Source organism: Ruegeria sp. ANG-S4 (genome assembly GCF_000814005.1).
Classification (GTDB): domain Bacteria; phylum Pseudomonadota; class Alphaproteobacteria; order Rhodobacterales; family Rhodobacteraceae; genus Ruegeria.
In genome coordinates, this window is sequence record NZ_JWLK01000006.1 from 262,274 (window position 1) to 288,359 (window position 26,086).

27 protein-coding genes are annotated in these 26,086 nt (G+C 57.7%); 14 read left to right on the forward strand and 13 right to left on the reverse strand.

What is annotated here, in order from left to right; genetic code table 11:
* Window positions 1-15: 15 nt before the first annotated feature.
* The 4 genes from RA28_RS19110 to RA28_RS19125 form a co-directional block, all read right to left on the reverse strand.
* Window positions 16-1,422: a type II and III secretion system protein family protein gene (locus RA28_RS19110; RefSeq protein WP_039532602.1), complete on the reverse strand. Its 1,407-nt coding sequence runs from the start codon at window positions 1,420-1,422 to the stop codon at window positions 16-18.
* A gap of 195 nt (window positions 1,423-1,617) precedes the next feature.
* Complete coding sequence (gene cpaB, locus RA28_RS19115; RefSeq protein ID WP_039532264.1) at window positions 1,618-2,496, reverse strand: Flp pilus assembly protein CpaB; 879 nt, start codon at window positions 2,494-2,496, stop codon at window positions 1,618-1,620.
* Between the two features lie 186 nt (window positions 2,497-2,682).
* Window positions 2,683-2,877 carry a hypothetical protein gene (locus tag RA28_RS19120; RefSeq protein WP_039532267.1) on the reverse strand — a complete coding sequence of 65 codons (195 nt, stop codon included), beginning with the start codon at window positions 2,875-2,877 and terminating at the stop codon, window positions 2,683-2,685.
* Window positions 2,878-2,971: 94 nt separating this feature from the next.
* Window positions 2,972-3,184 (reverse strand): hypothetical protein, encoded by a 213-nt coding sequence (locus RA28_RS19125; RefSeq protein ID WP_039532268.1) that lies wholly within the window; start codon window positions 3,182-3,184, stop codon window positions 2,972-2,974.
* 351 nt (window positions 3,185-3,535) lie between these two features.
* On the opposite strand from RA28_RS19125, the gene RA28_RS19130 reads away from it, so the two are divergent.
* Window positions 3,536-4,402: a lytic transglycosylase domain-containing protein gene (locus tag RA28_RS19130; protein ID WP_039532269.1), complete on the forward strand. Its 867-nt coding sequence runs from the start codon at window positions 3,536-3,538 to the stop codon at window positions 4,400-4,402.
* Between the two features lie 33 nt (window positions 4,403-4,435).
* Here RA28_RS19130 and RA28_RS19135 read toward each other — a convergent pair whose 3' ends face one another.
* From RA28_RS19135 to tldD, 5 genes are all read right to left on the reverse strand, one after another.
* A complete protein-coding gene (locus RA28_RS19135; RefSeq protein ID WP_039532270.1) occupies window positions 4,436-5,062 on the reverse strand; it encodes a CoA transferase subunit B in 627 nt (208 codons plus the stop codon).
* Complete coding sequence (locus RA28_RS19140; RefSeq protein ID WP_039532604.1) at window positions 5,062-5,766, reverse strand: CoA transferase subunit A; 705 nt, start codon at window positions 5,764-5,766, stop codon at window positions 5,062-5,064. Before RA28_RS19140 ends, RA28_RS19135 begins: the two co-directional genes overlap by 1 nt.
* A 93-nt stretch (window positions 5,767-5,859) precedes the next feature.
* A complete protein-coding gene (topA, locus tag RA28_RS19145; RefSeq protein ID WP_039532272.1) occupies window positions 5,860-8,484 on the reverse strand; it encodes a type I DNA topoisomerase in 2,625 nt (874 codons plus the stop codon).
* Window positions 8,485-8,654: 170 nt separating this feature from the next.
* Entirely contained in the window at window positions 8,655-9,779 is a 1,125-nt protein-coding gene (dprA, locus tag RA28_RS19150) for a DNA-processing protein DprA (RefSeq protein WP_039532273.1), read from the reverse strand.
* Between the two features lie 240 nt (window positions 9,780-10,019).
* Window positions 10,020-11,441: a metalloprotease TldD gene (gene tldD / locus RA28_RS19155; RefSeq protein WP_039532274.1), complete on the reverse strand. Its 1,422-nt coding sequence runs from the start codon at window positions 11,439-11,441 to the stop codon at window positions 10,020-10,022.
* A gap of 177 nt (window positions 11,442-11,618) precedes the next feature.
* Here tldD and coxB point away from each other — a divergent pair, with 177 nt between their 5' ends.
* From coxB to RA28_RS19205, 11 genes are all read left to right on the forward strand, one after another.
* On the forward strand, window positions 11,619-12,530 hold the full coding sequence (gene coxB / locus RA28_RS19160; protein ID WP_039532607.1) for a cytochrome c oxidase subunit II: 912 nt from the start codon (window positions 11,619-11,621) through the stop codon (window positions 12,528-12,530).
* A 70-nt stretch (window positions 12,531-12,600) separates the two neighbouring features.
* Entirely contained in the window at window positions 12,601-13,557 is a 957-nt protein-coding gene (cyoE, locus tag RA28_RS19165; RefSeq protein ID WP_039532275.1) for a heme o synthase, read from the forward strand.
* Window positions 13,554-13,715: a hypothetical protein gene (locus tag RA28_RS22880; protein ID WP_193747429.1), complete on the forward strand. Its 162-nt coding sequence runs from the start codon at window positions 13,554-13,556 to the stop codon at window positions 13,713-13,715. The genes cyoE and RA28_RS22880 overlap by 4 nt, the downstream gene beginning before the upstream one ends.
* A complete protein-coding gene (locus RA28_RS19170; RefSeq protein WP_039532277.1) occupies window positions 13,715-14,290 on the forward strand; it encodes a cytochrome c oxidase assembly protein in 576 nt (191 codons plus the stop codon). Before RA28_RS22880 ends, RA28_RS19170 begins: the two co-directional genes overlap by 1 nt.
* A 22-nt stretch (window positions 14,291-14,312) precedes the next feature.
* Window positions 14,313-15,128 (forward strand): cytochrome c oxidase subunit 3, encoded by an 816-nt coding sequence (locus RA28_RS19175; protein ID WP_039532278.1) that lies wholly within the window; start codon window positions 14,313-14,315, stop codon window positions 15,126-15,128.
* Window positions 15,129-15,284: 156 nt separating this feature from the next.
* Complete coding sequence (locus tag RA28_RS19180; protein WP_039532279.1) at window positions 15,285-15,962, forward strand: SURF1 family protein; 678 nt, start codon at window positions 15,285-15,287, stop codon at window positions 15,960-15,962.
* The gene (gene thrC, locus RA28_RS19185) at window positions 15,959-17,347 is read left to right on the forward strand and encodes a threonine synthase (RefSeq protein WP_039532280.1); all 1,389 of its coding nucleotides are present in this window, start codon (window positions 15,959-15,961) and stop codon (window positions 17,345-17,347) included. The genes RA28_RS19180 and thrC overlap by 4 nt, the downstream gene beginning before the upstream one ends.
* A complete protein-coding gene (locus RA28_RS19190; protein WP_039532281.1) occupies window positions 17,344-18,606 on the forward strand; it encodes a M16 family metallopeptidase in 1,263 nt (420 codons plus the stop codon). Before thrC ends, RA28_RS19190 begins: the two co-directional genes overlap by 4 nt.
* Window positions 18,606-19,190, forward strand: a complete 585-nt coding sequence (locus tag RA28_RS19195) for a GNAT family N-acetyltransferase (protein WP_039532282.1) — start codon at window positions 18,606-18,608, stop codon at window positions 19,188-19,190. Before RA28_RS19190 ends, RA28_RS19195 begins: the two co-directional genes overlap by 1 nt.
* Before the next feature lie 102 nt (window positions 19,191-19,292).
* Window positions 19,293-20,111 (forward strand): MBL fold metallo-hydrolase, encoded by an 819-nt coding sequence (locus RA28_RS19200; protein ID WP_039532284.1) that lies wholly within the window; start codon window positions 19,293-19,295, stop codon window positions 20,109-20,111.
* Window positions 20,112-20,149: 38 nt separating this feature from the next.
* Window positions 20,150-21,565 (forward strand): FAD-binding oxidoreductase, encoded by a 1,416-nt coding sequence (locus RA28_RS19205; RefSeq protein WP_039532285.1) that lies wholly within the window; start codon window positions 20,150-20,152, stop codon window positions 21,563-21,565.
* 38 nt (window positions 21,566-21,603) lie between these two features.
* Here RA28_RS19205 and RA28_RS19210 read toward each other — a convergent pair whose 3' ends face one another.
* Together RA28_RS19210 and RA28_RS19215 are read right to left on the reverse strand one after the other, a co-directional pair.
* Window positions 21,604-22,086, reverse strand: a complete 483-nt coding sequence (locus tag RA28_RS19210) for a fasciclin domain-containing protein (protein WP_039532287.1) — start codon at window positions 22,084-22,086, stop codon at window positions 21,604-21,606.
* 169 nt (window positions 22,087-22,255) lie between these two features.
* Window positions 22,256-22,795: an adenine phosphoribosyltransferase gene (locus RA28_RS19215; protein ID WP_039532288.1), complete on the reverse strand. Its 540-nt coding sequence runs from the start codon at window positions 22,793-22,795 to the stop codon at window positions 22,256-22,258.
* 322 nt (window positions 22,796-23,117) lie between these two features.
* Here RA28_RS19215 and RA28_RS22885 point away from each other — a divergent pair, with 322 nt between their 5' ends.
* A complete protein-coding gene (locus tag RA28_RS22885; RefSeq protein WP_193747430.1) occupies window positions 23,118-23,291 on the forward strand; it encodes a hypothetical protein in 174 nt (57 codons plus the stop codon).
* A 5-nt stretch (window positions 23,292-23,296) separates the two neighbouring features.
* Here RA28_RS22885 and RA28_RS19225 read toward each other — a convergent pair whose 3' ends face one another.
* The gene (locus RA28_RS19225) at window positions 23,297-23,926 is read right to left on the reverse strand and encodes a LysE family translocator (RefSeq protein ID WP_039532292.1); all 630 of its coding nucleotides are present in this window, start codon (window positions 23,924-23,926) and stop codon (window positions 23,297-23,299) included.
* 225 nt (window positions 23,927-24,151) lie between these two features.
* Between RA28_RS19225 and RA28_RS19230 the strand changes: the two genes are divergently transcribed.
* Window positions 24,152-25,018, forward strand: a complete 867-nt coding sequence (locus RA28_RS19230; RefSeq protein WP_039532294.1) for an alpha/beta hydrolase — start codon at window positions 24,152-24,154, stop codon at window positions 25,016-25,018.
* A 12-nt stretch (window positions 25,019-25,030) separates the two neighbouring features.
* On the opposite strand, the gene RA28_RS19235 is transcribed toward RA28_RS19230, so the two are convergent.
* A complete protein-coding gene (locus tag RA28_RS19235) occupies window positions 25,031-25,903 on the reverse strand; it encodes an S-methyl-5'-thioadenosine phosphorylase (protein ID WP_039532295.1) in 873 nt (290 codons plus the stop codon).
* Between the last annotated feature and the right edge of the window lie 183 nt (window positions 25,904-26,086).

Consider the following 26,086-nt stretch of genomic DNA (forward strand, 5'->3'; position numbering starts at 1 on the left):
GTTCCATCCTCTCCATCAATCCAGGACATAGCCGTAGGAGTTGCCAAAGTCTTGTCTGGCCACTTCCGAAGCTGCGCCGCTGCCGACCCGTTCAGTGCGAGCCACCTTGCCGTTGACGAACAAGTCAAACTCGCTTGGGGGTTTGACCCGGTCCGTGGGCAGGGCCAGGGCCTCGCCACGTGTCGGCGACACAAGATGCACGGTCACGATGATGACCAATTCGCTTTGCTGACGCTGGTATTGCGCGCTTCTGAACAGAGCCCCCAGGACCGGCACGTCGCCGAGCCATGGAACCTGATTGTTCAGGTCTGCAAAGTCATCTTGAATCAAGCCTGCAATCGCAAAGCTCTCTCCGTCGCGGAGTTCGACCGATGTCTTCGTGTCACGAACAACGAAGCTGGGCACTGCGTCACCTTGAATGGTGAAGCTCTGCGATTGGTCGATGCTTGAGACCGAAGCCGCCATTTCCAGGTTGATGAGATCGCCATCGACAACCCGCGGTGTGAACAGAAGCTGCACACCGAAGCTGCGGTATTCGATTGCGATTACGCCTTCATCCTGAGGCACCGGAATGGGCACCTGGCCACCGGCCAGGAATTCCGCTTCTTGTCCGGACAGGGCTGACAGGTTCGGTTCAGCCAGACTGCGTGCTAAGCCCTTGGATTCCAAGGCTTCAATCAGCAGCCGTACCTGAGTGGAGCCAGCGCCAAATCCAAAGAGGATTGCACCTGTGTTCGTCTGCGCGAACGGGATGTTGTCCGCCAGCGCGTTGTTCAATGCGCCTTGCGTGTTCAGAGAACCGAAGCCAGCGGTCACGTCGCCGCCGCCAAAGCCAAGAGAGGCTGAAAGGTTCTTGGCCACGGTGCGGTTCATCTCAGCGAAGCGCACTTTCAACATGACCTGCTGCACACCGCCCACGCTCATCAGGTTCGAGACCCGCTCGGGCGCATAGCGTTCTGCCAATTCCAGAGCACGGGCAAGACGCGCGCTGCTGGATACTGTGCCCGACAGAACAATGCCGTCGTTTGCAGTGCGAACTTCGATCTGTTCGTTCGGCAAAATCTGACGCAAACGCTCTTTAAACTCGGAAACATCCGGTGCGACCCGGACCCGAACGTTGGTTATCAGATTGCCTGCACCGTCGAACATCGTCAGGGTCGTCAAACCCGGCGCACGGCCAAGGATATAGATCGTGCGGTCCGACAGTGTCGAGATGTCCGCAATGCCCGCGTTGGCGATGCTGATGTCCGCGAACGGTTGTTCGCTTTCCACAACGATTGCGCGATTTATGGGGACATCCAGCGTTTCCGCTGTCCCCTTTTTGACCACGCGAAGATTTTCAGCCCAAGCGGCGTCGCCGATTGGACCCACAAAAAGCGTCAACCCCAGCAGGGTTGCGCTGATCCAGGAACGTATTGTCATGTGACCTGCCTCTCCGATCACCACTCGATTTTTTTGGGTCTTATGCCCTATGCTTCAGAACCCTGCGCCAAATCCGGATTTATTGCAATAATCAATGGTTTCTGGAATTTTCCTTATGTGGACAATGCGCAACATCAAAGCAAAACGGGCCGCGCAATCCGCGCGGCCCGAAGCTGGTAACAGCCTGAATTAAAGTCAGTTTGTGCAGGGAATAACTGTCTGGACCGTTTCGCCGCCGCGACGGGTTCGAATCGTGCAGACTTCCTCTTCCTCGACGACCGGAGCTGGTGCAGTTTCCTGAATATTCAACAGCTTGCGTTGATCCACTTCGACAACGCTTGCAACCGCTTCGTCCTTTGCGCCGACAAGCGCCAGTGACAACCGCCCGGTGTTTTGACCCTGAGCCAAAACCGCAACCTGTTCCGGAGTTGCCATCACAGTCACGGTGCGCGCGATATTTGTGCCGGTCACGTCCGACCCGGAGGTCTGGTCCACGGCAATGAGCTCGATCGTGGTCTCGATCAGCCTGGTAATCTCGCCTCGTCCGTCCCCGGTGCCACGCAGCGAACCGGTCCAATAGACATCAACAATGTCGCCGGGACGCAGGAAGCCGGAAACTCCGGATGCCACGTCAACGCTGATGGCAAAAGCACGCATTCCCTTTTCAAGTTGAGACGTAAGACCGGCCGGCTCGCCAGGATTGGTGAGTTTGACGGCCATCAAAGCTTCGTCCTTTTCCATTGCCCGCAAGACGTACCGTTCATTGTCACCGGTTTCCGGGAAAAGAACTTCCATTTCCTTGAACGTACCCTCTGGAATGGCGTTTTCAGGCCATTGGACGATTTGCACGTCCTCGGGTTTCAACTCTTCGCCATATCTCAGGGCGCGGTTCGACACGAGAACACCGACTGTGGGAACAAACTCCGCCCGTGCTTTCGCCAAGGCTTCCTCGCGCAATTGGCGTTCTTTGCTCAGTTTCGCATTGTTGTCCGTGATATACTCGCGCGCCATGTAGACGGCGCCGCCGGCCAGAGCCACCCCGATGATCAGCACAAGTCCAAAAACAGCTCGCATTATTCCCTCGTTACACTTTCTTCCGATAGGCGCACGGCACACAGGCCTGCTTCAGTTTCCAGGATAAATATGAATTGTGTCGAAAAATGGGACAATGTCAGAACTTATTCTGATGCTTTCAACGGATTCTCATGAAATAGCTATTGTCCGGTCGGACTGATTTGCGTTCGCCCGGATTTTTGCAGATCAGTCGAAACTGATCTCTTGCACTTCGACGCCTGCCAAGGCTTGGCCTGTGGATTCGTCAATGTTCTGGATTGGCTCCTCAAGGTAGAAGTACATCAATGCACCCAACCCAACGACACCTGCCGTCAGGACGACCCAGTCAACAGTGACCGCGCCACCTTCATCGCGCCAAATCTCTTGTAACCTGATTAACATGGTACGTCACCGGATCTGATATTTGGAAAAAACAAGGGCCATGCCTTTACAGCTAAAGACATGGCCCCCATTAAAGCTGGCTTAAGCCCGAAACTTAATCGGATGCGGGCGTGTTGCCCAAGTCGATCGTACCGACGGTTGCGCCTTGCAGCGCGGTGTTCACGTCACCGGCCAGATCGCTGGCGCCTTGGCGAACCTGATTGTAAGCAATTGCGGCCAGCGCAACCACGGCTGCGGTCAGAACGACCCAGTCTACAGTTACGGCGCCGTCTTCGTCTTTGCGGAAGTTCTTGAAGAACTTGATCATGTTACGTCCCTCCTAAAGGATCAATAAGTACTCTAACCTCGGCGTCTTTCAGAGCTTTCTCTCTCAGTCCGCTCCCGATCGTCTCGGCATGGGGATATGTTTGCCTGTGGTGCATGGCAGGAATTGGGCCAAACGCAGTTTTTTTTGCTTAAAGCTTAACTTTTTCTTCGTATTTTTTCCAACGCATTGTTTAAAAAGGAAAATTTGCATGATCTTTTTCCGTTGCCCCACCGTAAGCGATGCAAATTTACGGCAAATGAGGCGAAATTGCCCCATTTCGCTTTGTTTTTCTGGTGTTGCGGGTGAATTCGGTGTTCAGAATGAACCAAAAGAAGAACTGAGGCAGGCAAAATGAATGTCCGGAAAGCAGTAACCTGCGCCGGTGTTTCGGCGTTTTTGTTAACTTGTGCGGTCCCAGTACTGGCGACCGAGCAATTGCCGCGCGGTGTATATAAGCGCATCAAGGCACCCGAACCTGGGGCACGCTCGCGTGTCACCATTCAAATTACGCCCGAGCAGCACGCGAACGCGCCCTCGGCACCTAGTACGGGCGCGGATATAGATGTACCCGAAATCATAGCCCGCGCCGCGCCGCCGGAGTCAGTTGTTCCGCGTGTCGAAGGGGCGACCAAACCCGTTGGGTCCTACAAGGCATTCTGGAATCGGGTCTCGCCCGAGATGGCGCAGGCAAGTTCGGGACGATTGCGACAGGCTGTTCAAGCCGCATCCCAAGTTGGCGTAGCGGCGCCCAGATTGCAGACGCTGCAGAATATCGCCCGGCAACGTGGCGTGGACATCCTGCGCTCGACAGTTGGTACGGATGTTTCTCCGGCGCTTGTTCTGGCGGTTATATCTGTCGAGTCTGCCGGGCGGGCGGATGCAGTCAGTTCTGCCGGTGCGCAAGGTCTGATGCAGTTGATGCCGGCGACGGCTGCCCGCTTTGGCGTGCAGGACAGCTTGAAACCGGATCAGAACATTTCCGGTGGCGTGAAATATCTGGACTGGTTGATGGAGGAGTTCGGGAACGACCCGATACTGGTCCTCGCCGGGTACAATGCCGGTGAAGGGGCGGTCCGCAAACACAGCGGCGTGCCCCCATACGCAGAAACGCGCGACTATGTTCCGAAGGTGCTGGCCGCGTTTCAGGTGGCCAGCGCGTTGTGCACATCACCGCCCGAGTTCCTATCGGACGGATGCGTCTTTCAAGGGATGAATTAGAACAGGCCCGCGTTTCAGCGGGCCTGTCTATTTTTAGTTAACGATATTCGCCTCTGTCGCTTCGCGAATTTGGTCCTCGGTCACGCCTTCTGCGATTTCGATGATCTTCAGGCCACCGTCGACCACATCCAAAACCCCAAGGTTCGTGATGATGCGATTCACCACCTTTTTTCCGGTCAGCGGCAGCGTGCATTTCTTCAGCAGCTTGGATTTGCCGTGTTTGTTGGTGTGATCCATTACCACGATCACGCGGCCCACACCGGCAACAAGGTCCATCGCGCCACCCATGCCCTTGACCAGCACGCCGGGAATCATCCAGTTGGCCAGATCACCCTCTTCGTCAACTTCCATTGCGCCAAGGACAGCAGCGGCGATTTTGCCGCCGCGAATCATGGCGAAGGATGTGGCGCTGTCGAAATAGGCAGTTCGCGAAAGTTCCGTGATCGTTTGCTTGCCGGCATTGATCAGATCGGGATCTTCTTCGCCTTCAAAAGGGAAGGGGCCCATGCCCAGCATGCCATTCTCTGACTGCAGGGTAATGTCCTTGTCACCCACGTAGTTTGCCACCAGCGTCGGAATCCCGATGCCAAGGTTCACATACATGCCGTCTTCCAGCTCTTGCGCCGCGCGCGCAGCCATCTGATTGCGGTCCCAGGGCATTATTCTTCCTCCTTCTGACGGGTGGTGCGTTGTTCAATTCGTTTTTCGTGCTCGCCCTGAATGATGCGGTGCACATAAATGCCGGGCAGGTGGATTGCGTCCGGATCAAGCGATCCGCGCGGCACAATTTCCTCGACTTCGGCGATACAGATTTTACCGCATGTCGCCGCGGGAACGTTGAAGTTCCGGGCGGTTTTTCGGAAGATCAGGTTTCCGGTGTCGTCAGCCTTCCAGGCTTTCACGATGGCCAGATCGGCAAAGATGCCCTCTTCCATGATGTAGGTTTCGCCGTCGAAATCCTTGTGCTCTTTTCCTTCCGCGATGACCGTGCCCACGCCGGTTTTGGTATAGAAACCTGGGATACCTGCGCCGCCTGCGCGCATACGCTCGGCCAAAGTGCCTTGCGGATTGAACTCCAGCTCAAGCTCACCGGCCAGATACTGACGCATGAATTCTGCGTTCTCGCCGACGTAAGAGCTGATCATTTTCTTGACCTGCTTCGTCTGCAAAAGAATGCCGATGCCAAAATCATCGACACCGGCGTTGTTCGAGGCAAACGTCAGGTCCTGCGCGCCCGAGTCCTTGATCGCTTCAAGCAGCAGTTCCGGGATACCGCACAGGCCGAAACCACCTGCCGCGATCATCATGCCATCCGTCAGCACCCCATCAAGCGCTTCGGTGGCATTGGCATAGATTTTCTTCATGGAAACCTCCCCAATGATATGCGTGATTGCGCAGGTTATTGCCGCCACGTCTTTGGGAAGTCAATGAAACCAAGGGGGTGTTGGTATTTCTACCTATCCTGCTGCTTTCTTCGGGGCTTTTTTCGCCGCCGCCTTCTTTTTGGGAGCCGCCTTTTTCCGACCACCCTTCTTGGCGGCCTTTTCATTGGCAAGTTCCACCGCCATTTCCAAAGTCACGTCCTCGGGTTTGATATCCTTGGGCAGGGTCGCATTGACCTTTTCCCATTTCACATAGGGTCCGTAGCGGCCATCCAGCACCTGAATTGCACCACCGTCCGGGTGTTCGCCAAGTTCTTTGAGCGGTTTTGCGGCCGCTCTTTGTCCGCGACCCGGGTTCGCACGCTTTTCGGCCAACAGCTCGACGGCCCGGTTCATACCGATCTCGAAAACATCGTTGGGATCTTTGAGGTTTGCATAGATCGGTTTCGCATCGTCCGGCAGTTGATGCATGATGTAGGGGCCAAACCGTCCAAAATTCGAACTGATCATGCCGCCGTCTGGGTGCTCGCCGATCTGCCTCGGCAATGACAGCAAAGTCAGCGCCTTATCCAGATCCATATCGTCTTTGTTCCAGCCTCGTGGCAGGGATGCCCGAGGTGGTTTTTTGTTTTCCGGTGTCGGCTCACCGCGTTGGACGTAAGGGCCAAAGCGACCTGCCTTGAGCCAGATCTCGTCACCTGCATCTTCTCCCAGCAGGCGTTCTTCACCTTCGGCACCTTCACCGGCGATGGGCCGCGTATAGGTGCATTCGGGATAGTTGCCGCATCCGACGAAGCCGCCCGTCCGCGACGTTTTCAGATGCAACCTGCCGACGCCGCATTTGGGGCATATGCGCGGATCGGATCCATCCTCTCGTGGCGGGTAAAGCTGCGGGGCAAGCGCCTCATCGAGTTTGTCCAATACCTCAGAGATGCGCAGGTCGGACGTTTCGCCAATCGCCGCCGAGAAATCGCGCCAGAACTTGCCCAACAGATCCTTATAATCGCGGTCGCCCGCACTGACGTCGTCAAGCTGTTCTTCCAGATTTGCCGTGAATTCGTAACCGACATATTGGCGGAAAAAATTCAGCAGAAAGATCGTAACGATTCGACCCTTCTCTTCCGGAATCAACCTGTTCTTGTCCTTTCGCACATATTCCCGATCCTGAATCGTCGTCACGATCGAGGCATATGTCGACGGGCGCCCGATTCCCAACTCTTCCATCCGCTTGACCAGCGTGGCCTCGGTATAACGCGGCGGCGGTTGGGTATGATGCTGCAGGGCCAGAACAGCCTCGTTGTCGGAGAGAATGGCGGCTTTATCGTCGCCTGTCGCCTTTGCGTATTGATCGCGAAGTGAGGTTTTGGCGAACGGGGCTGGGTCGCCCTGCATGATCTGTGGCAGACGCTTCTCGTCGTCGTCCGCCACGTCGTCGCGCCCTTCTTCATAGACACGCATGAAACCGTCAAACAGCACCACTTGCCCGGTTGCGCGAAGGCCGACCTGACCATCCGAACTGCCAATGTCGACCGTTGTACGCTCCAGCCTTGCGGCTGCCATCTGACAGGCGATTGTCCGTTTCCAGATCAGGTCATAAAGCTTGCGCTGATCCTCATCAGTGACTTTCAACGCCTTGGCATCGCGTGACATATCCGTGGGGCGGATACATTCGTGCGCCTCCTGAGCGTTCTTGGCCTTGTTTTTGTACATGCGCGGGCTGTCCGGCACGTAGTCGGCCCCATAACGGTCGGCAATCGCGTCGCGCGTTGCAGCGACAGCTTCCGGAGCCATGTCGATGCCATCGGTCCGCATATATGTAATGTACCCGGCTTCATACAGACGTTGCGCCACCTGCATCGCATGGCGCGCGCCCATGCCGAACTTGCGGCTGGCCTCTTGCTGCAAGGTCGAGGTCATGAACGGCGCACTGGGGTTGCGGGCGGCGGGCTTGGCTTCGACCGAGGTCACGCTGAGGGCGCGGCTGGTGATTGCCTGAACCGCCAATTCCGCCTGTGTGGCGTTGGCCAGATCGTGCTTGTCCAGCTTCTTGCCCGCAAGTGTTACCAAACGGGCCTCGTAGGTCTGGCCGCGCGGGGTTTCGAAAAGGGCCCGTACCGACCAGTATTCAACTGGCTTGAACGCCTCGATCTCCATCTCGCGTTCGACGATCAGGCGCAGGCAGACGGATTGCACGCGTCCGGCGGATTTTGCCCCCGGCAGCTTGCGCCACAGCACCGGCGAAAGGTTGAAACCCACAAGATAGTCCAGCGCGCGGCGGGCCAGGTAGGCCTCGACCAGCGGCATGTCGACTTCGCGCGGGCTTTGCATTGCTTCGGTTACAGCATCCTTGGTGATCGCATTAAAGGTCACGCGGCTGACCGGCGTGTCCTTTTTGATCGAGCGGCGCTTGGTCAATGCCTCTTGCAGGTGCCAGCTGATCGCTTCGCCCTCGCGATCAGGGTCAGTGGCCAGGATCAGGGCGTTGTCTTCCTTGAGCGCGTCGGCGATGGCTTTGACATGTTTCCGGCTGTCATTGCCGACCTCCCACGTCATCGCGAATTCGTGGTCGGGATCGACCGATCCGTCCTTGGGCGGCAAGTCGCGAACATGCCCATACGACGCCAAAACCGTGTAGTCGGGGCCGAGGTATTTATTGATTGTTTTTGCTTTGGCCGGAGATTCTACAACAACTACAGGCATTTAGGGGGAAACCTCGCTCGACGGGAATAGCGCCTTCAATGGTGATGCAAAATGTGTGGGCCGATGCCGGATTGTCAATGCGTTCCTTTTGCATTGCGAAAAATACAATAAATCTAGTGTCTTATGAGGGCTGTCGAGCGCGACACCACTTGACGGTGGTGGCGATCCCGTCAACTCGCCAACGACAAAAGTCCGCCGGGCTGGCGCTGGATTCGTCCGTCCAGTTCCAGGTCGACCAAGGCCGGTCCCAGTTCCCCTGCCGTCGCCGAAATATCGCGCAGCAACTGATCTTCTGCGATCGGTGACGGCCCAAGCCGGTCCAGTATTTGTGCATGCAGGTCAAGAACCCGAGGTCGGTTGGGCGCGGTTTCCTGATGCACAGGTTGGGGCAAAGATCGCTCTTGCGACGGCAACGCTTCAATAACATCCGTTGCCGAGCGGACCAGCGTCGCGCCGTCCCGAATCAACCAATTGCAACCTGCGGCGCGGGCGTCAAAGGGGTGGCCGGGAACGGCCAAAACCTCGCGCCCCTGATCCAGCGCATCTCGCGCTGTAATAAGACTGCCGGACTTCGCCGCGGCTTCGACAACGACCACGGCCCGCGCGAGGCCTGAAATTATGCGATTTCTTCGGGGAAAATGCCGTGCCTGTGGCGTCACGCCCATTGGCTGTTCGGACAAACGCACCCCTTTTGCGGCAATCTCGTGGGCCAAGTCCGTGTTTTCTGCGGGATAGATCACGTCCACGCCGCCGGCCATGACGGCTATGGTGCCGGTCTCAAGCGCAGCCAGGTGTGCCGAGGTGTCGATGCCGCGCGCCATGCCCGAGACGATGACATGCCCGCTCTGCCCCAACTCGGCCGCCAGACCGCGCGCCATGCGGGAACCCAGGGATGAGCAGTTTCGGGCGCCGACCAAAGCGACGGCAGGTCGTTTCAACAAAGAAACATCCCCGATGGCCCACAACAACGGAGGGGCGTCCTGCAGATCAACCAGCGATTCCGGGAAATCGGCGGCCCCAAGGCACAAAAGCCGCGCTTTTGCGGCTTTTGCGGCCCTGAGTTCCGCCTCAATCACACCGGGTGGGCAGATTTCATAGCCTTCAATCCCGGCTGCGCGTGCCATTTCAGGCAGCGCGGCCAGCGCGTTCTGCGCCGAGCCATGTTCGCGCATCAGTCTGCGAAACGTCGCCGGACCAACCTTGCGCGAGCGCAACAGACGGAGCCAGGAAAACCGGTCCTCTTCCGTGGTGGGTGGGAGTGGGGGGTGAATGGAAGAAAGCTGCTCTTCAGTCATCCGATGCTCCGCCTGATTGCAGAACTGGTTTACAGGCGAGCGGGTTAACAGCTTGTGAATCTTACATAATTTGATGGAAATTGGTTTGGGTGTCGCCCGAATGGGCAATTTAAGACTTTGAAATTGTTACATAAACTGCAATCAAGCCATTGTTGTGCGATTTTCCAAACATCCCTTCTTGAAACGCGACAAGGGGCGCTGCGTTAACCCTGCGCCCCTATGTGCGAATATGAATCCGACTCAGGCGGCGGACCCGCCGACCGTAAGACCATCCATCAAGACTGTCGGTTGACCCACGCCGACCGGCACCCATTGCCCGTCTTTGCCGCAGGTTCCCATTCCGGGGTCCAGCGCCATGTCGTTGCCCAAACCGCGGATACGTTTCAAAGCAGACGGGCCGTCACCGATCAGTGTTGCACCTTTGACCGGCGCGCCGATCTTGCCGTTTTCTACCCGATAGGCCTCGGTGCAGGAAAAGACGAACTTACCGTTTGTAATGTCGACCTGCCCGCCGCCGAAACCGACGGCCCAGATGCCGTCTTTGATGTCGGCAACCAGCGCTGCCGGATCTGCTTCGCCTCCCAACATAATGGTGTTGGTCATTCTGGGCATCGGTTTGTGGGCATAGCTCTGCCGGCGCCCGTTCCCGGTGGGTGAAACCCCCATCAGGCGGGCGTTCTGGCGGTCCTGCATGTAACCCGTCAAAACCCCATCCTCGATCAATACGGTGCGCGAACTTGGCGTGCCTTCGTCATCGACGGTGATCGAGCCGCGCCGGTCAGCGATAGTGCCGTCATCCACAACGGTCACACCCTTTGAGGCAATCTGCTGCCCCATCAGCCCGGCGAATGCAGAACTGCCCTTGCGGTTGAAATCACCCTCAAGCCCGTGGCCGATAGCTTCGTGCAGCAGAATTCCAGGCCAGCCAGGACCAAGGGCAACTTCCATGACACCGGCAGGGGCGGGTACGGCGTCCAGGTTGACCAAAGCAATCCGCAAAGCCTCGCGCGCCTTTGCCTGCCAGTCTGCCGGATCGATCAAACCGTTCAAGCCAACGCGACCACCCCCGCCGGCCGATCCGCTTTCACGCCGCCCGTTCTGTTCAACAATGACCGAGACATTCAAACGTGTCATTGGCCGCACGTCGCGAACCAGAACGCCGTCGGGACGCAGGATTTCAACCTCCTGCACTGCAGCAGCGATGGTTGCGCTGACCTGTACCACGCGGGGATCCAACTCTCGTGAGAAGGCGTCGATTTCGCGCAAGGTTTCGATCTTCACAGGAAAACCAGCGGTTTCGATAGGGTCTTCGTCCGTATAGAGACGCGTATTGGTGGCCCGCGGCGGCTCTGCCAACGTACCGCCGCCTTGACCCACGGCAAGACGCGCTGTCTCAGCCGCCCGTTTCAGGGCAGGAATAGACACATCGGTCGAGTGGGCATAACCGGCCACTTCGCCCTGAACCGCGCGCAGACCAAACCCTTCGGACGCGTCGTATGAGGCCGTGCGCAGACGGCCGTCATCAAACACCAGCGACTCGGACTTGCGCCGTTCTACGAACAGCTCTCCGTCTTCGGCACCGGCGGTTGCGGATTGCAGAACCGCAAGCGCCTCGTCCTGTGGAAGGGCGCTTTCAAACGGGCGAAACGGGTCGTTGGACATCACTTGGAACCTTTCGGGTTTGATCCAGATCAAAAATAGCGTCTGTTTGACGCAAGCATTTTGCTTTATCTACCCGACGGAATATGGTTTTTAACGCGGCCAAAGACAACGGGAGAGGTGCGACCGATTCACACCTTCTTCGCGAGAGAAGCAAAGATCAAACGATCAGGACAGAACATGAAGAATGCTTTGATGCTTTCCGGGCTTGTAACGGCCCTCTCCAGCCTTCCCGCCGTGGCTCAGGAGCTTGAGATTATTGGCAAGCCGGTTCCCGGAGGTGTGGGCTTTCAACCAGCCGTAACCGAACTTGCGGACGGCATTCAGCGGCTGGATAACATGATTCTGGTGATCATCACCGTGATCTGTCTGTTTGTGGCCGGCCTGCTGGTCTACTGCATCGTTCGCTACAACCAACGTGCCAATCCAACTCCGGCGCGGTTCTCGCACTATACCCCGGTCGAGATTGCGTGGACCATAATCCCGATCGTCATTCTGGTGTTCATCGGAGCGTTCTCGCTGCCGGTTTTGTTCAAACAGCAAGAAATTCCTGAAGGCGATGTTGTCATCAAAGTGGTCGGCAACCAGTGGTATTGGACCTACGAATATGTCGATCACGATTTCGCATTTGACAGCTATCTTCTGGGCCACCCCGCAACCCTGGACGAAGGCGCACGCCCGGCCGACGCCGACGTCACACCTTTCGTTCTGGACGATGCGATGCGGGCAAAGCTGGCCGATGCCGGTTACAGCTCGGACGAATGGCTGCTGGCAACGGATACCGCCGTGGTCGTGCCGGTGGGCAAGATCATCGTCATGCAGGTCACCGCATCCGACGTGATCCATTCGTGGACCATCCCGTCCTTCGGCGTGAAGCAGGATGGCGTTCCGGGTCGTCTGGCCGAGCTTTGGTTCCAGGCAGACAAGGAAGGCGTCTATTTCGGCCAGTGCTCGGAACTGTGTGGCAAGGATCACGCCTATATGCCGATCACGGTGAAAGTGGTCAGCGAAGAGGCGTATGAGCAGTGGTTGCAAGGCGCGCTGGAAGAGTATGCAGGCCAGCTTGCAGCTTATCAGGTCGCCGCGAACTAAGGCGGACGACGCGTTTTGAGACTGTTGGCTGCGTGGTGACCGCGCAGCTTTCGCCCAAGAAGGACCGGAAATGAGCGACGCAAGCATCAATGCCAGCAACGTCTCCGCGCACCTCCGCGCGGACGAGGCCAGCTTTGGCGATTACTTCGCCCTGCTGAAGCCGCGGGTGATGTCGCTTGTCGTTTTCACTGCTCTGGTTGGTTTGCTGGCCGCTCCGGTTCCGGTTCATCCGTTTGTCGGCTTTTGCGCGATTCTGTTTATCGCCATCGGTGGCGGCGCATCGGGCGCTTTGAACATGTGGTGGGACGCGGATATCGACAGGGTGATGAAACGAACCAAGGGCCGTTCGATCCCATCCGGCAAGGTTGACGAAGGCGAGGCGCTGGCGATCGGCCTGACGCTGTCCGGTCTTTCGGTGATCATGCTGGGGCTGGCGACAAACTGGTTCGCGGGTGCCTTTCTGGCCTTTACCATCTTTTTCTACGTCGTGATCTACACGATGTGGCTCAAGCGATCGACGCCGCAAAACATCGTGATCGGCGGCGCGGCTGGAGCGTTCCCACCTGTAATCGGCTGGGTCGCGGCAACGGGCTCCATGACGTTGGAGCCATGGTTGATGTTCGCTTTGACTTTCATGTGGACACCGCCGCATTTCTGGGCGCTGGCGCTTTTCATGCGCTCGGACTACGACGATGCCGGTGTACCGATGCTGACGGTGACTCACGGGCGTCGCGCAACCCGCAAGCACATCCTGGTTTATACCGTGCTGCTGGCTTTGCTGGCGATCGGCACCGCGTTTTCAGGTATCGGCGGTCCGATTTACCTGACGGTTGCTGTTGTTATGAATGTCCTGTTCCTGCGTGGCGCGTGGCAAATCTCGCGCCGGACCGAGGTTGATGCGGAGGCGGACAACTTCAAGGTCGAACGATCTTTCTTCAAGCTTTCGTTGCTCTACCTGTTCCTTCACTTCGGCGCGATTCTGGCCGAAGCTCTGCTGAAACCTTATGGTTTGGGAGGATGGTCATGAGTTTGCGCAAAAGCCACGAACTGCATCAGCGTCGGTTTAGCCGGAACCTCGGCGTTGGCCTTACGCTTGCGGCCTTCATCGTTATTATTTTTGGCCTCACGGTCGTAAAGGTATCGGGAACGGATTTTGGAATGGCCAACCAGGAGGTTCAGAACTGATGGCGTTGTCGGGTCCTCAGAAGACGGTTGCGCAAACAGTTGGTGTCGTTCTGCTGATGGGCAGCCTGGCATGGGCTGCGGTTCCGTTTTATGACTGGTTCTGCCGCGTAACCGGCTTTGGCGGCACCACCGGTGTCAGCGAAGAGGCACCCAAAGATATTCTGGATCGCACCGTGACGGTTCGCTTTGATGCGTCCAAGGCCAAGGGAATGGCCTGGGAGTTCAAACCGGTCGAGCGCGAGATGGAAGTGCGCATAGGTGAAACCGGGCTTGCCTTCTACGAGGCCTATAACCCGACCGACCGCCCCATCGCCGGGCAGGCATCCTATAATGTCGCGCCTTATTCGGCAGGTGGATACTTCCAGAAAATCGCCTGTTTCTGCTTTGAAGAACAGGTCCTGCAACCCGGCGAACGGGTTGAGATGCCTGTGACTTTCTTCGTCGACCCTGAAATGGTTGACGACCTGGAAGCCAAATATGTGCATACGATAACGCTGTCGTATACATTCTACGAAATTGACCTGCCCGAGGGCTATGCCGCTCTTGACGCGCAGGCAGATACAAATACGAACTAACGCCTGTAGGTGAGGGACGCTGATGGCACACGCTAAAAACCACGATTATCACATTCTGGCACCGTCGATCTGGCCATTGATCGGCGCGGTCGGTGGCTTTGTGATGCTGTTCGGAGCGGTTCTTTGGATGCACGGGATCACCCCGTGGATGTTCTGGGCCGGTCTGGTCGCCGTCCTTTACACCATGTTCGCCTGGTGGACCGAGGTTGTGGTCGAAAGCCGGCAAGGCGACCACACGCCGGTTGTTCGCATTGGTCTGCGCTACGGCTTCATCCTGTTTGTGATGTCCGAGGTGATGTTCTTCTTTGCCTGGTTCTGGTCGTTCTTCAAACATCGCATGTATCCGATGTACGACTATGCCGGCACCGAATACATCCAGCCCGATATCCATGCGGTCGACCCGTTCCACCTGCCGCTGATCAACACTCTGGTCCTGCTGCTGTCTGGCTGCGCGATCACATGGGCGCACCACGCGCTTGTGCATGACAATGATCGCAATGCCCTGATCAATGGCCTGGCCATCGGTATCGTGCTTGGCGTTGCCTTCACTGCGCTGCAGGCCTTCGAATACTATGAACTTCTGGCTCACGAAGACTGGCAGTTTGGTGGCGATCAGTTCTATTCGAACTTTTTCATGGCGACCGGCTTCCACGGTTTCCACGTGATCATCGGGACGATCTTTCTGTCGGTCTGTTTGATCCGTGCGTTGAAGGGCGACTTCACGCCCGAGAAACACGTCGGCTTTGAGGCCGCGGCCTGGTACTGGCACTTCGTGGACGTTGTCTGGCTGTTCCTGTTCTTTGCCGTCTACATCTGGGGTCAGGCCCCGCTGATGTAGAGCGGATCGCATGATCCAATTGCAAAAGCCGCCCAAGGGCGGCTTTTTCTCTTTCCCGGGGGCGCAGGATTGCGCCCCATACAATTGCGTGGTTGCATTTCGGTATGGGCCACCCTTAACAAGACGCCGGTTCCTGCAACGAGCGATAATCCTGTCATGCGCCGCACTCTGTTTCTGCTGATATTCGGACTTGCCGGTCTGGGCGTTCTGGTGTCGCTGGGCGTTTGGCAGGTGCAGCGACTGGCTTGGAAGCAGGGGGTCCTGGCCGAAATTGAAAGCCGAATCTCGGCCGCGCCCGTCGCGCTGCCTATGCAGGTCGCTGAGGATGCGGACAAATACCTGCCGGTCACTGTTTCAGGCGACATGCAGCCGGGGGAAATCCACGTTCTGGTCTCGGTCAAGCAGGTTGGGGCGGGGTATCGCATCATCCAGCCCTTCCGCACCGATGATCGGACCATTCTGGTGGATCGCGGATTTGTTCCGGTGACCGCAAAGGACACACCGCGTCAGACCGGCCAGATGGAGATTTACGGCAACCTCCACTGGCCGGATGAGATCGACAGATACACGCCCGAGCCGGATCTTGACGCCAACATCTGGTTCGCGCGTGACGTGCCCAATCTGGCAGCGGCGCTGGAGTCTGAACCCGTGCTACTAATCGCCAGATCACCGACCGATCCCGGCGTGACGCCATTGCCTGTCGATACGGCGGGCATTCCAAACGATCACCTGCAATATGCAATCACCTGGTTTGGCCTTGCTTTGGTCTGGGCCGCGATGACCGGGTATTTCCTGTGGCGCAGCCGCGCCTCTTCTGAGAGTGACGAGCAATGAAATACATCTCAACCCGTGGCCAAGCGCCGGAACTGAGTTTTGAAGACGCGATGCTGACGGGTCTGGCCCGTGACGGTGGATTGTACCTGCCTGCCGAGATCCCGGTGATGACGCAGGATCAGATCGCGGCACTGGCTGGCTTGTCCTATGAAGAGATCGCTTTCCGCGTCATGTGGCCGTATGTCAGCGGGTCGTTTGACGCGGATGAGTTCAGGGCGATCATTGCCCGCGCCTATGAGGGCTTTGGTCACGATGCCCGCGCCCCACTGAAGCAACTCAACGAAAACCACTTCCTGCTGGAACTGTTCCACGGGCCAACGCTTGCGTTCAAGGATTTCGCGATGCAGCTGATCGGTCAGCTGTTTCAGGTGGCACTGAAGCGGCGCGGTGATCGGGTGACGATTGTCGGCGCGACCAGCGGTGACACCGGATCAGCCGCGATCGAGGCCTTTCGGGGGCTCGATGCGGTGGATGTGTTTATCCTATATCCCCATGGCCGCGTGTCCGAAGTACAGCGCCGTCAGATGACGACCCCGGCGGACAGCAATGTGCATGCCTTGGCCGTGGACGGTGATTTTGACGATTGCCAGGCCGCCGTGAAAGATATGTTCAACGATTTCGACTTCCGCGATGGCGTGAAACTGGCCGGGGTGAACTCGATCAACTTCGCACGGGTTCTGGCGCAGGTGGTTTATTACTTCTCTGCTGCGGTCAGCCTTGGTGCGCCGTATCGAAAGATCAGCTTTACCGTGCCGACCGGCAACTTTGGCGATATCTTCGCGGGCTTTATCGCAAAACGCATGGGCCTGCCGATTGACCGGCTGGTGGTAGCGACGAACCAGAATGACATTCTGCATCGTTGCCTGTCGGGTGAGGGGTATTTCAAGGGCGAGACCATCCCCTCGATCAGCCCGTCGATGGATATTCAGGTCAGTTCGAACTTTGAACGGGCGCTGTATTATGCCTACGGCGAGGATGGCGGTGCCGTTGCGCAGCTAATGGATGAGCTGAAAAACGGCGGTTTCAAAGTCAGCCAAGGGGCCATGCAGGCGCTGCGCGAGAATTTCGACTCGGGCCGCGTGTCCGAGGACGAAACGCTTCAGACCATCAAAGCCACGCTGGCCCACAGCGCCGAACTGGTCTGTCCGCATACGGCAGTCGGCATAAAGGTTGCCGAAGATCACCGCACCGCCGACGTTCCGATGATCACGCTGGCCACCGCGCATCCGGCGAAATTCCCGGCAGCGGTTGAGAAGGCGAGCGATATTCATCCGCCTCTTCCCTCTCGCATGTCTGATCTGTATGAACGTCCGGAACGGGTGACCCGCATCGCCAATGATCTGGGTGCCATCGAGGATCATATCAGAAGGCACATCGCTGAGTGACAGTCAGACAAGACCAGCTGAAGAACGGATTTCGTATCGTCAGTGAAAATATGCCGGGGCTGCAATCCGCCGCCATCGGCATCTGGGTAACCGCCGGCGGGCGGCATGAACGGATCGAACAGAACGGTATCGCGCATTTCCTTGAGCATATGGCGTTCAAGGGAACCCAGCGCCGATCCGCGCTGCAAATTGCCGAAGCAATCGAGGATGTGGGCGGCTATATCAACGCCTACACCTCGCGCGAGGTCACGGCCTACTATGCGCGCGTTCTGAAGGATGACGTGGCGCTGGCGATGGATGTGATCGGCGACATCGTTCTGAACCCGGTGTTTGACCCGCGCGAGATCGAGGTCGAGCGTGGCGTGATCCTGCAGGAGATCGGTCAGGCTTATGACACGCCGGATGATGTGATCTTTGACTGGCTGCAAGAGCAGAGCTATCACAACCAACCGCTGGGCCGCACCATTCTGGGGCCGTCCGAGCGCGTCAGTGCGTTCTCGCGCGAGGACCTGTCGGGCTTTGTGTCCGAACATTACGGCCCGGAGCAGATGATCCTGTCGGCTGCCGGAGCCGTGGATCACGACGCATTGATGAAAATGGCCGAAGAGATATTTGGCCACCTGCAACCCTGCAAGGGCCATACTCCTGAGGCAGCCCGGTTCACCGGCGGCGAAGCGCGGCAGGAAAAAGAGCTGGAACAGGCCCATTTTGCGCTGGCGCTGGAAAGTCCGGGCTATCGCGATGATGCGATCTATACGGCGCAGATATACTCGACCGCTTTGGGCGGCGGGATGTCATCGCGCCTGTTTCAGGAAGTGCGGGAAACGCGCGGGCTGTGCTACACGATCTTTGCGCAGACCGGGGCTTATGCGGATACCGGGACAACCACGATCTATGCAGGGACCTCTGCCGATCAGGTGGCCGAACTGGCGACCATCACCATCGACGAGATGAAGCGCGCCGCCGAAGATATGACCCCCGAAGAGGTCGCCCGCGCCCGTGCGCAGATGAAAGCCGGGATGCTGATGGGGCTTGAAAGCCCCTCAAACCGTGCGGAACGACTGGCGCGGCTGGTGCAGATCTGGGGCCGTGTGCCATCGCTTGAGGATACGGTCGCCAAAATTGATGCGGTCAGCACCAAGGATGTCCGCGCCTTTGCCGAAGACGTGGCCGTGGCGGCCCCGGCGGCGCTGGCGCTCTATGGCCCGATCTCGGGCGCACCAACGCTGATGGACCTGCAGGAAAGGCGTGCGGCGTGATGCTACTGGGCCGACGCAAGCTGAAACTTGAGACCGAGCGCCTGAGCCTGCGTCCGCCCGTGCATTCCGATTTCAACACCTGGGCCGCGCTGCGGCGCGCATCAAAAGAATTCTTGGTGCCGTGGGAACCGGTGTGGGCCAAGGACCACCTCAGCCGAAAGTCTTTCACCAACCGCGTCTACTGGGCGCAGAGATCGGTCGCGAGCGGCACGGCAATTCCGCTGTTTCTGTTTCGCCGCGCGGATGATGTGTTGCTGGGGGCGATCACACTCGACAATGTACGCCGCGGACCTGCGCAGGCGGGGACCCTTGGGTATTGGACCGGGCAATCGTTTGCCCGCCAAGGATACATGCGCGAAGCGATTGGCGCGGTGGTGCATCATGCCTTTACCCGGTTGGATCTGAGCCGGATCGAGGCGGCCTGTTTGCCGGAAAACAAACCGTCGCGCGGGCTGCTGGAAAGCACGGGGTTCAAGTACGAAGGCGTGGCGCAGTCGTATCTGCAAATTAACGGGCGCTGGCGGACCCATGTCCTGTATGCCAGTTTGCGGTCCGATCGTCGGGGCAGGACCGACGCAAGCTAGGGGGCGCTGCCCCCGCCGCGGCAAGCCGCGTCTCCCCCGGGATATTTTTGGCCAGATGAACAAGGGGGATGACTTGGCCTCGGCTTGCGCTACACTTCGGTCATGCGCTGGTTGGTTGCGGTATTGATGATGATCTCGGGCGGGGCCGCGGCGCAGGAGCGGCGGCCGAGCCATTGCATCGCCATTGCGGACGCCGCACCCGGTATCGAATATCTGCACAAGGCGGCCTGGCAAGACCCAGTTCCCGAATTCTCGGTGCGGATCAGCTATGTCGCGCATGCATCGTTTTTGATCCAGACCCAAGGCGGGTTGAATGCGGTCACGGATTTCACCGGGTTTATCGGCGGGGCCGATCTGATCCCGGATGTGGTGACGATGAACCACGCGCACAGCACGCATTGGACCGCGCATCCTGACCCTGCGATTCCATATGTTCTGCCAGGATGGGGTGAGTTCGGGCAGGGGATCGATCACTACCTTGATCTGGGTGAGATGCTGGTGCGCAATGTCTCGACGGATATCCGATCCGCATATGGCGGCGTCGAGGAACGCGGGAACTCCATTTTTGTATTTGAGGTCGAGGGCCTGTGCATCGGACATCTGGGCCACCTGCATCATGTCCCGTCGGATGAACAATTCGCGGCCCTGGGGCGGTTGGATGTTGTGATGGCCGCGGTGGATGGCGGCACGACAATGCCGCTGCCCGAGATGATCTCGGTTCTCAAGCGCCTGAAAAGTTCGGTCATCATTCCGATGCACTGGTTTTCGAGTTTTTCATTGGATCGGTTTCTGGTGGATATCCGTGGCGAGTTCCCGGTTGTCCGAGACGGCGTCTCGGAGATTGTCGTATCCCTGCGTGACCTGCCCGACAGGCCAACCGTGGTTGTGCTGGAGCCGCAATACCTGATTGATCTGGAATAGGGCTTGCTGCGGCTGCGCGGGTTGGGCATGGAAGACGTATGAGCCTAAATCCCGCTGATCCGACGTTTGGCAGTAAAATACGCGCCCACTTGGGCGAGGATGTTCTGCGACCTTTGGCACCAAGATACCTGGAGGAGCCGCGTGGTCGATTTACCGGGCACGCTGGCCTGCTTGCGTTGCCGCGTAGTGTCGATGAGGTATCGACCCTGGTGCGGCTGGCCGCAGAATCGCGTGTCGCCGTGGTCCCTTACGGTGGTGGTACCGGGTTGGTTGGTGGGCAAATCATGCCCGATGGCCCGGCTCCGCTGTTGATTTCAACGGAAAAACTGACGGCCATTCGCGCCGTGTATCCGACAGAAAACCTGTTGATTGCAGAGGCTGGCGTGGTTTTGGCCGACCTTCAATCTGCGGCGGAGGACGCAGACCGGCTATTTCCGCTGTCCTTGGCCGCGCAGGGATCGTGCCGTATTGGTGGCAATCTGGCGACCAATGCCGGCGGGGTGAATGTTCTGCGGTATGGCAACGCGCGAGATTTGTGTCTTGGTCTAGAGGCGGTGCTGCCCAGTGGAGAAATCTGGAATGGTCTTCGCCGGTTGCGCAAGGACAACACCGGTTATGATCTTCGCAATTTGCTGATAGGCGCGGAAGGGACGCTTGGTGTCATTACCGCGGCAACTCTAAAGTTATTTCCAAAGCCTGCGGCTGTCGGAACCTCGATGCTTCAGGTCGCGTCGCCTGATGCTGCAATTCACCTGCTGTCCTTGGCGCGGGATCAGTTCGGAGACCTCGTCAGCTCGTTTGAACTGATCCACCGGCAGGGGCTGCAATTCCTGTCGGAGGTGTTGCCGGATGTGCGGCAGCCGTTCAATTCGCATCCTGAATGGTGCGTGTTGATCGAGGTGGGTTTGATATCGGGGCAAAACCCGTCCGAAATGCTGGAAACGTTGTTTGTCGCGGCTGAGGCAGACGGGCTGGTGAGCGATGGTGTGATCGCCCAGACTGAGGCTCAACGGCATGAACTGTGGGCTGTGCGCGAGAACATTCCCGAGGCAAACCGGTTGATCGGGTCGGTTTCAAGCCACGACATCTCGGTCCCGATCTCGGCGATACCTGAATTTATCCGGCGCGGGCAGGACGTGATTTCGGCGCTGGGTCCACTACGCATCAATTGTTTTGGACATGTCGGAGACGGCAACCTTCACTACAACGTGTTTCCGCCCGAAGGCCGCAATCGATCGGATTTTGATGACTTGCGCAGTGCGGTCAAATCAGCCGTTCACGAGTTGGTGCATTCATTTGACGGGTCGGTCAGTGCGGAACACGGTGTGGGCCGACTTAAAGTCGATGATCTCAAGCGCTTTGGCGACCCTGCGAAACTGAACGCGATGAAGGCGATCAAAGCGTCATTGGACCCAAAAGGGATCATGAATCCGGGCGCTGTCTTAAGGAGTTGATCGCGGCCCAAAAGGACCGGGCCGCGATGCATATGGGTTTACGATGCCGGCAGGATCACCTTGTCGATCACATGGATAACGCCGTTGGACGTCTCAATGTCAGCTTGAACAACGTTCGCGTCATTGATCATCACGCCATTGTCCAAATCGATTGTGATGTCGCCGCCCTGAACGGTTGCCGCTGTCATGTCGTCAGACAGGTCGCCCGACATGACTTTGCCCGGAACAACGTGATAGGTGAGGATAGCGACCAATTGGTCCTTGTTTTCAGGCTTCAACAGCGTTTCCACCGTGCCCTCGGGCAGCGCGGCAAACGCTTCATCCGTCGGTGCAAAAACCGTGAACGGGCCTTCGCCCTTCAGTGTATCGACCAACTCAGCGGCCTGAACGGCTGCGACGAGCGTTCCGAAACTGCCTGCACCAACAGCGGTGTCAACGATGTCCTTGCCGTGGCCGTCCGCCATGGCAGAAGTCGAGAACAAAACACTTGCGACACTGGCAACAGCGATATTGCGAAACATGGTATGAACTCCATTGCTTGAAATGCCGTAAGTGGCATCACTGCGGATACGGGCCATTGTCGCAATAAGATCACCGCGATTACGGTCCCGTCACAGTTGAAAGGAGAGGCCAAAGCGCTAAGCTGCGCGCTTTATGTATTTCCAATCAAAAATTTGTGATTGGCGTAGGTCACAGACCTTCAAATTCGCACAAGACATGGACGTCCATGCCCATGTTCTCCAAAACCGTGCGACCGCCAAGTTCGGGCAAGTCGATAATGAAGGCACAGGAAATGATCTCGCCGCCCAGCCGTTCGATCAATTGGATTCCGGCCGCAGCGGTTCCGCCTGTTGCCAACAAGTCATCGACGACCAGTATCTTCTCACCCGGTTGGATCGCATCGTCGTGAATTTCGACAATCGCTTCGCCATATTCCAGTTTGTAGTCCTGGCTGATTGTTGTGCCGGGCAATTTGCCCTTCTTGCGAATTGGAACAAAACCGACGCTCAACTGATGTGCAATGGCGCCACCAAGAATGAAGCCGCGCGCCTCAAGGCCCACGACCTTGTCTATGCGCTCACCTGCATATGGGTGAAGCATCTGGTCAATAGCCATGCGAAAACCGCGCGGGTCGGCGAACAGGGTCGTTACATCGCGAAACATGATCCCTTCATGCGGGAAGTCGACGATGGTCCGTATGTAATCCTTGACCGTTTTGCTTCTGGACATTGGCCACCCCTTTTGCGTCACAACACGCGGGGTTGTGTGGCCTATCGGGTCCGGGCATGCAAGATAAGTTTGCAGCCCGACCTACTTGCTGCGGGCTTTGATCGCGTTTGGAAGGCTGTGATACCGATAAAGCGCGGCAGGCAGCCAAGAAAGGTGCGGTTTCCGCCAATTGCGTTGATCTCGCAAAAGAAATGCCTGAGCAGTATGAAGGTTCATTGCTAATTTCCTTTTTTTATTGTTAGGTGCCCGATAACGACAAATTCTATGCTATGTATATACATTGCATCGCAAAAAGAATCAAGACTTGAATGGGACTGAGCGCGTGGCGAAGAAAGACGGTAAGGGTTCTACCAAGAAAAACAGTCAGTTGGTGTTGCGTCTGGACAAAGACGAACGGGATGCGTTCGTTGAGTTGTGCAAGGAATTGGACACCTCAGCAGCCCGCGAAATCCGGCGTTTCATTCGCGGGTTCATGAAAGAGAATGCCGACAACTGACAGATTTAGGTCGGGCGTCGCAATACCGCAGTCGCCACCCCCATGCCAATCAACGTCAGGCCGCCAAAACGGGTCATTCCGGTGATTATACCCGGACGACCAACCATCTGGCGCAGGCGGTCGGCCAACAATGCGTAAGCCAGGGCGTTCAGCCAGGCCAATCCAACAAATGTCGCGATCAGTATGATGAATTGCGGGCCCAGCGGGTCGGCAGGGCGCAGAAATTGCGGAACAAAAGCGATGAAAAAGGCAATCGACTTTGGGTTCAGCGCTGTAACCGCAGCCGCATGACCAAAAACGCTGCGTCCGGTGACGTTTTTTTCGGTTTCAACGGCTTGCAAGCCCTCTGACGGCGCGCTGCGCAGCAGCTTGATGCCCAGCCAGACTAGATAGACCGCTCCAACCCACTTCAGCACGGTGAAGAGTGTTGCCGAGGCCAGAACCAACGCGCCAAGTCCCAAAAGGGAAGCTGTCATTGCGATCAGATCACCCACGGCAACGCCAGTGGCCGAGGCAACAGCCACGCTGCGCCCTTTGGACAGCGCATAGCTTAGCACCAAAAGAACGGTTGGGCCGGGGATCAGTAAAAGGGCGGTTGAAGCGGCCACAAAGGCGAGCCAAAGATCAAAAGACATGGGATTCCTGCGATAGACTTTGGCGCAGCAAGCCTGCTTGCGCGGTCCTCGTCAACCCCCGCGACGGCTCGGCGGGGTTGGGATTAGCTGCGCATGCTCGAATTGTTCCGTAGCTTTCGCCTTTCGGTAGCAGGTTTAAGATTCGATTAAGCTTGCTGGTTAAGCATTGAATCCCATTGCGGTGTCCCCACTCTTATTATCAAAGCCAGACGGTCGGAGGGTCCGATGACACAGACACATGAAATGAACACAGCCCCGATCATGAACACATCCCGGTCAAAAACGACCCGGCTGAAAGGGATATTGGTCCTGATGGCGCTGGTTGTGGCCGTAATCTATGCGGGCGCTGTCGGCTACATGTACTTCAACCAGCGATCGCTCTTGTTCAAACCGGAAGGTGAATTGCCACAGCCGGCCCAGGTCGGTCTTGCCGATCTGGACGTGATCGCATTGCCGATGGCGGACGGTATCACGTTGACCGCATGGTCCGCGCCTCCGGCAGCTGAAGGTGCCCCGACAGTTTTGTTCTTTCACGGTCAGACAGGCAATCTGGGTGACCGCGCAGATCGCATGCGCGAGATTCTGAATTCCGGTTACGGACTATTGGCTGCCAGTTATCGCGGGTACCCCGGCAGCGAAGGAGAGCCATCGGAGATAGCCCTGATCTCGGACGGCGTTCAGCTGTTCGACAAGCTGCAAGGCGAAGGCACAGAAGTCGTCCTGCATGGTCAGAGTCTCGGCACGGCAATTGCCGCCGCTGTTGCGGCACAGCGCCCAAACGCACAGCTGTTGGTGCTTGAGGCACCATTTACGGCCACCGTCGACGTCGCGGCCGAGCGATATCCGTGGTTGCCTGTTTCAGCCTTGATGAAGGATCAATTCGCCACCCGCGACCTGATCGAGCGCATAACCGTCCCGACCCTGATTTTCCACGGGACCGAGGATGAAACTGTCCCGGTGCATCACGGTAAGGCGCTGGCGGAAATGTCCGGCGACAGCACACAGCTATTCGTCATACCGGACGGCACCCACAATGACCTTTGGTCTCATGGTCTTTGGGATGACGTCCAAAAGTCCCTGTCGGGAACGTAGAACGGCCCGCGGTCAGAGGATCCGTCCGGCGACGGCGTCAAGCTTGGCCAGCAAGGCCGGATCGCGTTTCTCAGGCGCTGTCAGGATCGCGTATTCCAATGCGCGGTCACAACCGTAAGGGCAAGGCGCACGTTCTGGTCCCAGCAGCGCGGGGAGCCCTTTGACAAGCGCACGGCCTTTGTCCGCGTTGCCGGTCAGCGTGGCGATGATGGCGGTCACGTCGACTTCGCCATGGTCAGGGTGCCAACTGTCATAATCCGTCACCATCGCGACCGACGCGTAACAAAGCTCGGCCTCGCGCGCGAGTTTCGCTTCGGGCATGTTTGTCATTCCAATTACGTCACAACCCCACTGCTCGCGGTACATTTTGGACTCCGCCAGCGATGAAAACTGTGGGCCCTCCATTGCCAAATAGGTCCCGCCACGATGAATGGTGATACCTGCCGCTTTTCCTGCGGCCTCGCATGCATCAGACAGGCGCGGGCAGGTCGGGTGGGCAACGCTCACATGAGCGACGCAGCCGCTGCCAAAAAAGCTCTTTTGGCGGGCAAATGTGCGGTCAATGAATTGGTCGACGATCACAAAGTCACCGGGCGCCATGTGTTCACGAAATGACCCGCAGGCCGAGATGGAGATTACGTCGGTCACGCCCAGCCGTTTCAGTGCGTCAATATTGGCCGGGTACGGCACGTCTGTCGGTGCGTGCACGTGGCCCCGCCCGTGCCGTGGCAGGAACGCCATCTCGACGCCATTCAGGGACCCGGTCAGGATTTGGTCTGACGGCGTGCCCCAAGGAGATTCGACAGTGACCCATTCCGCATTTTCCAAGCCGTCGATCTCGTAAATACCCGATCCTCCGATGACGGCGATTTTCGTTTGGGTCACTTCGGTTCTCCACGTCAGGTTTCTACTCTGGGATTTGTGCGGGGGCGCGGCGGATTTGGCAAGTGCGTTCAACCGTTTGTGTGATCGTGTTGGCCGTTATGCGCGTGGTGCATGGCAGGGTCCCGGCCAGCGCGGTATCTCTAGCGCCTTTTGGCAGCTAGAAGGCCCCTTTCGCGCGAACAT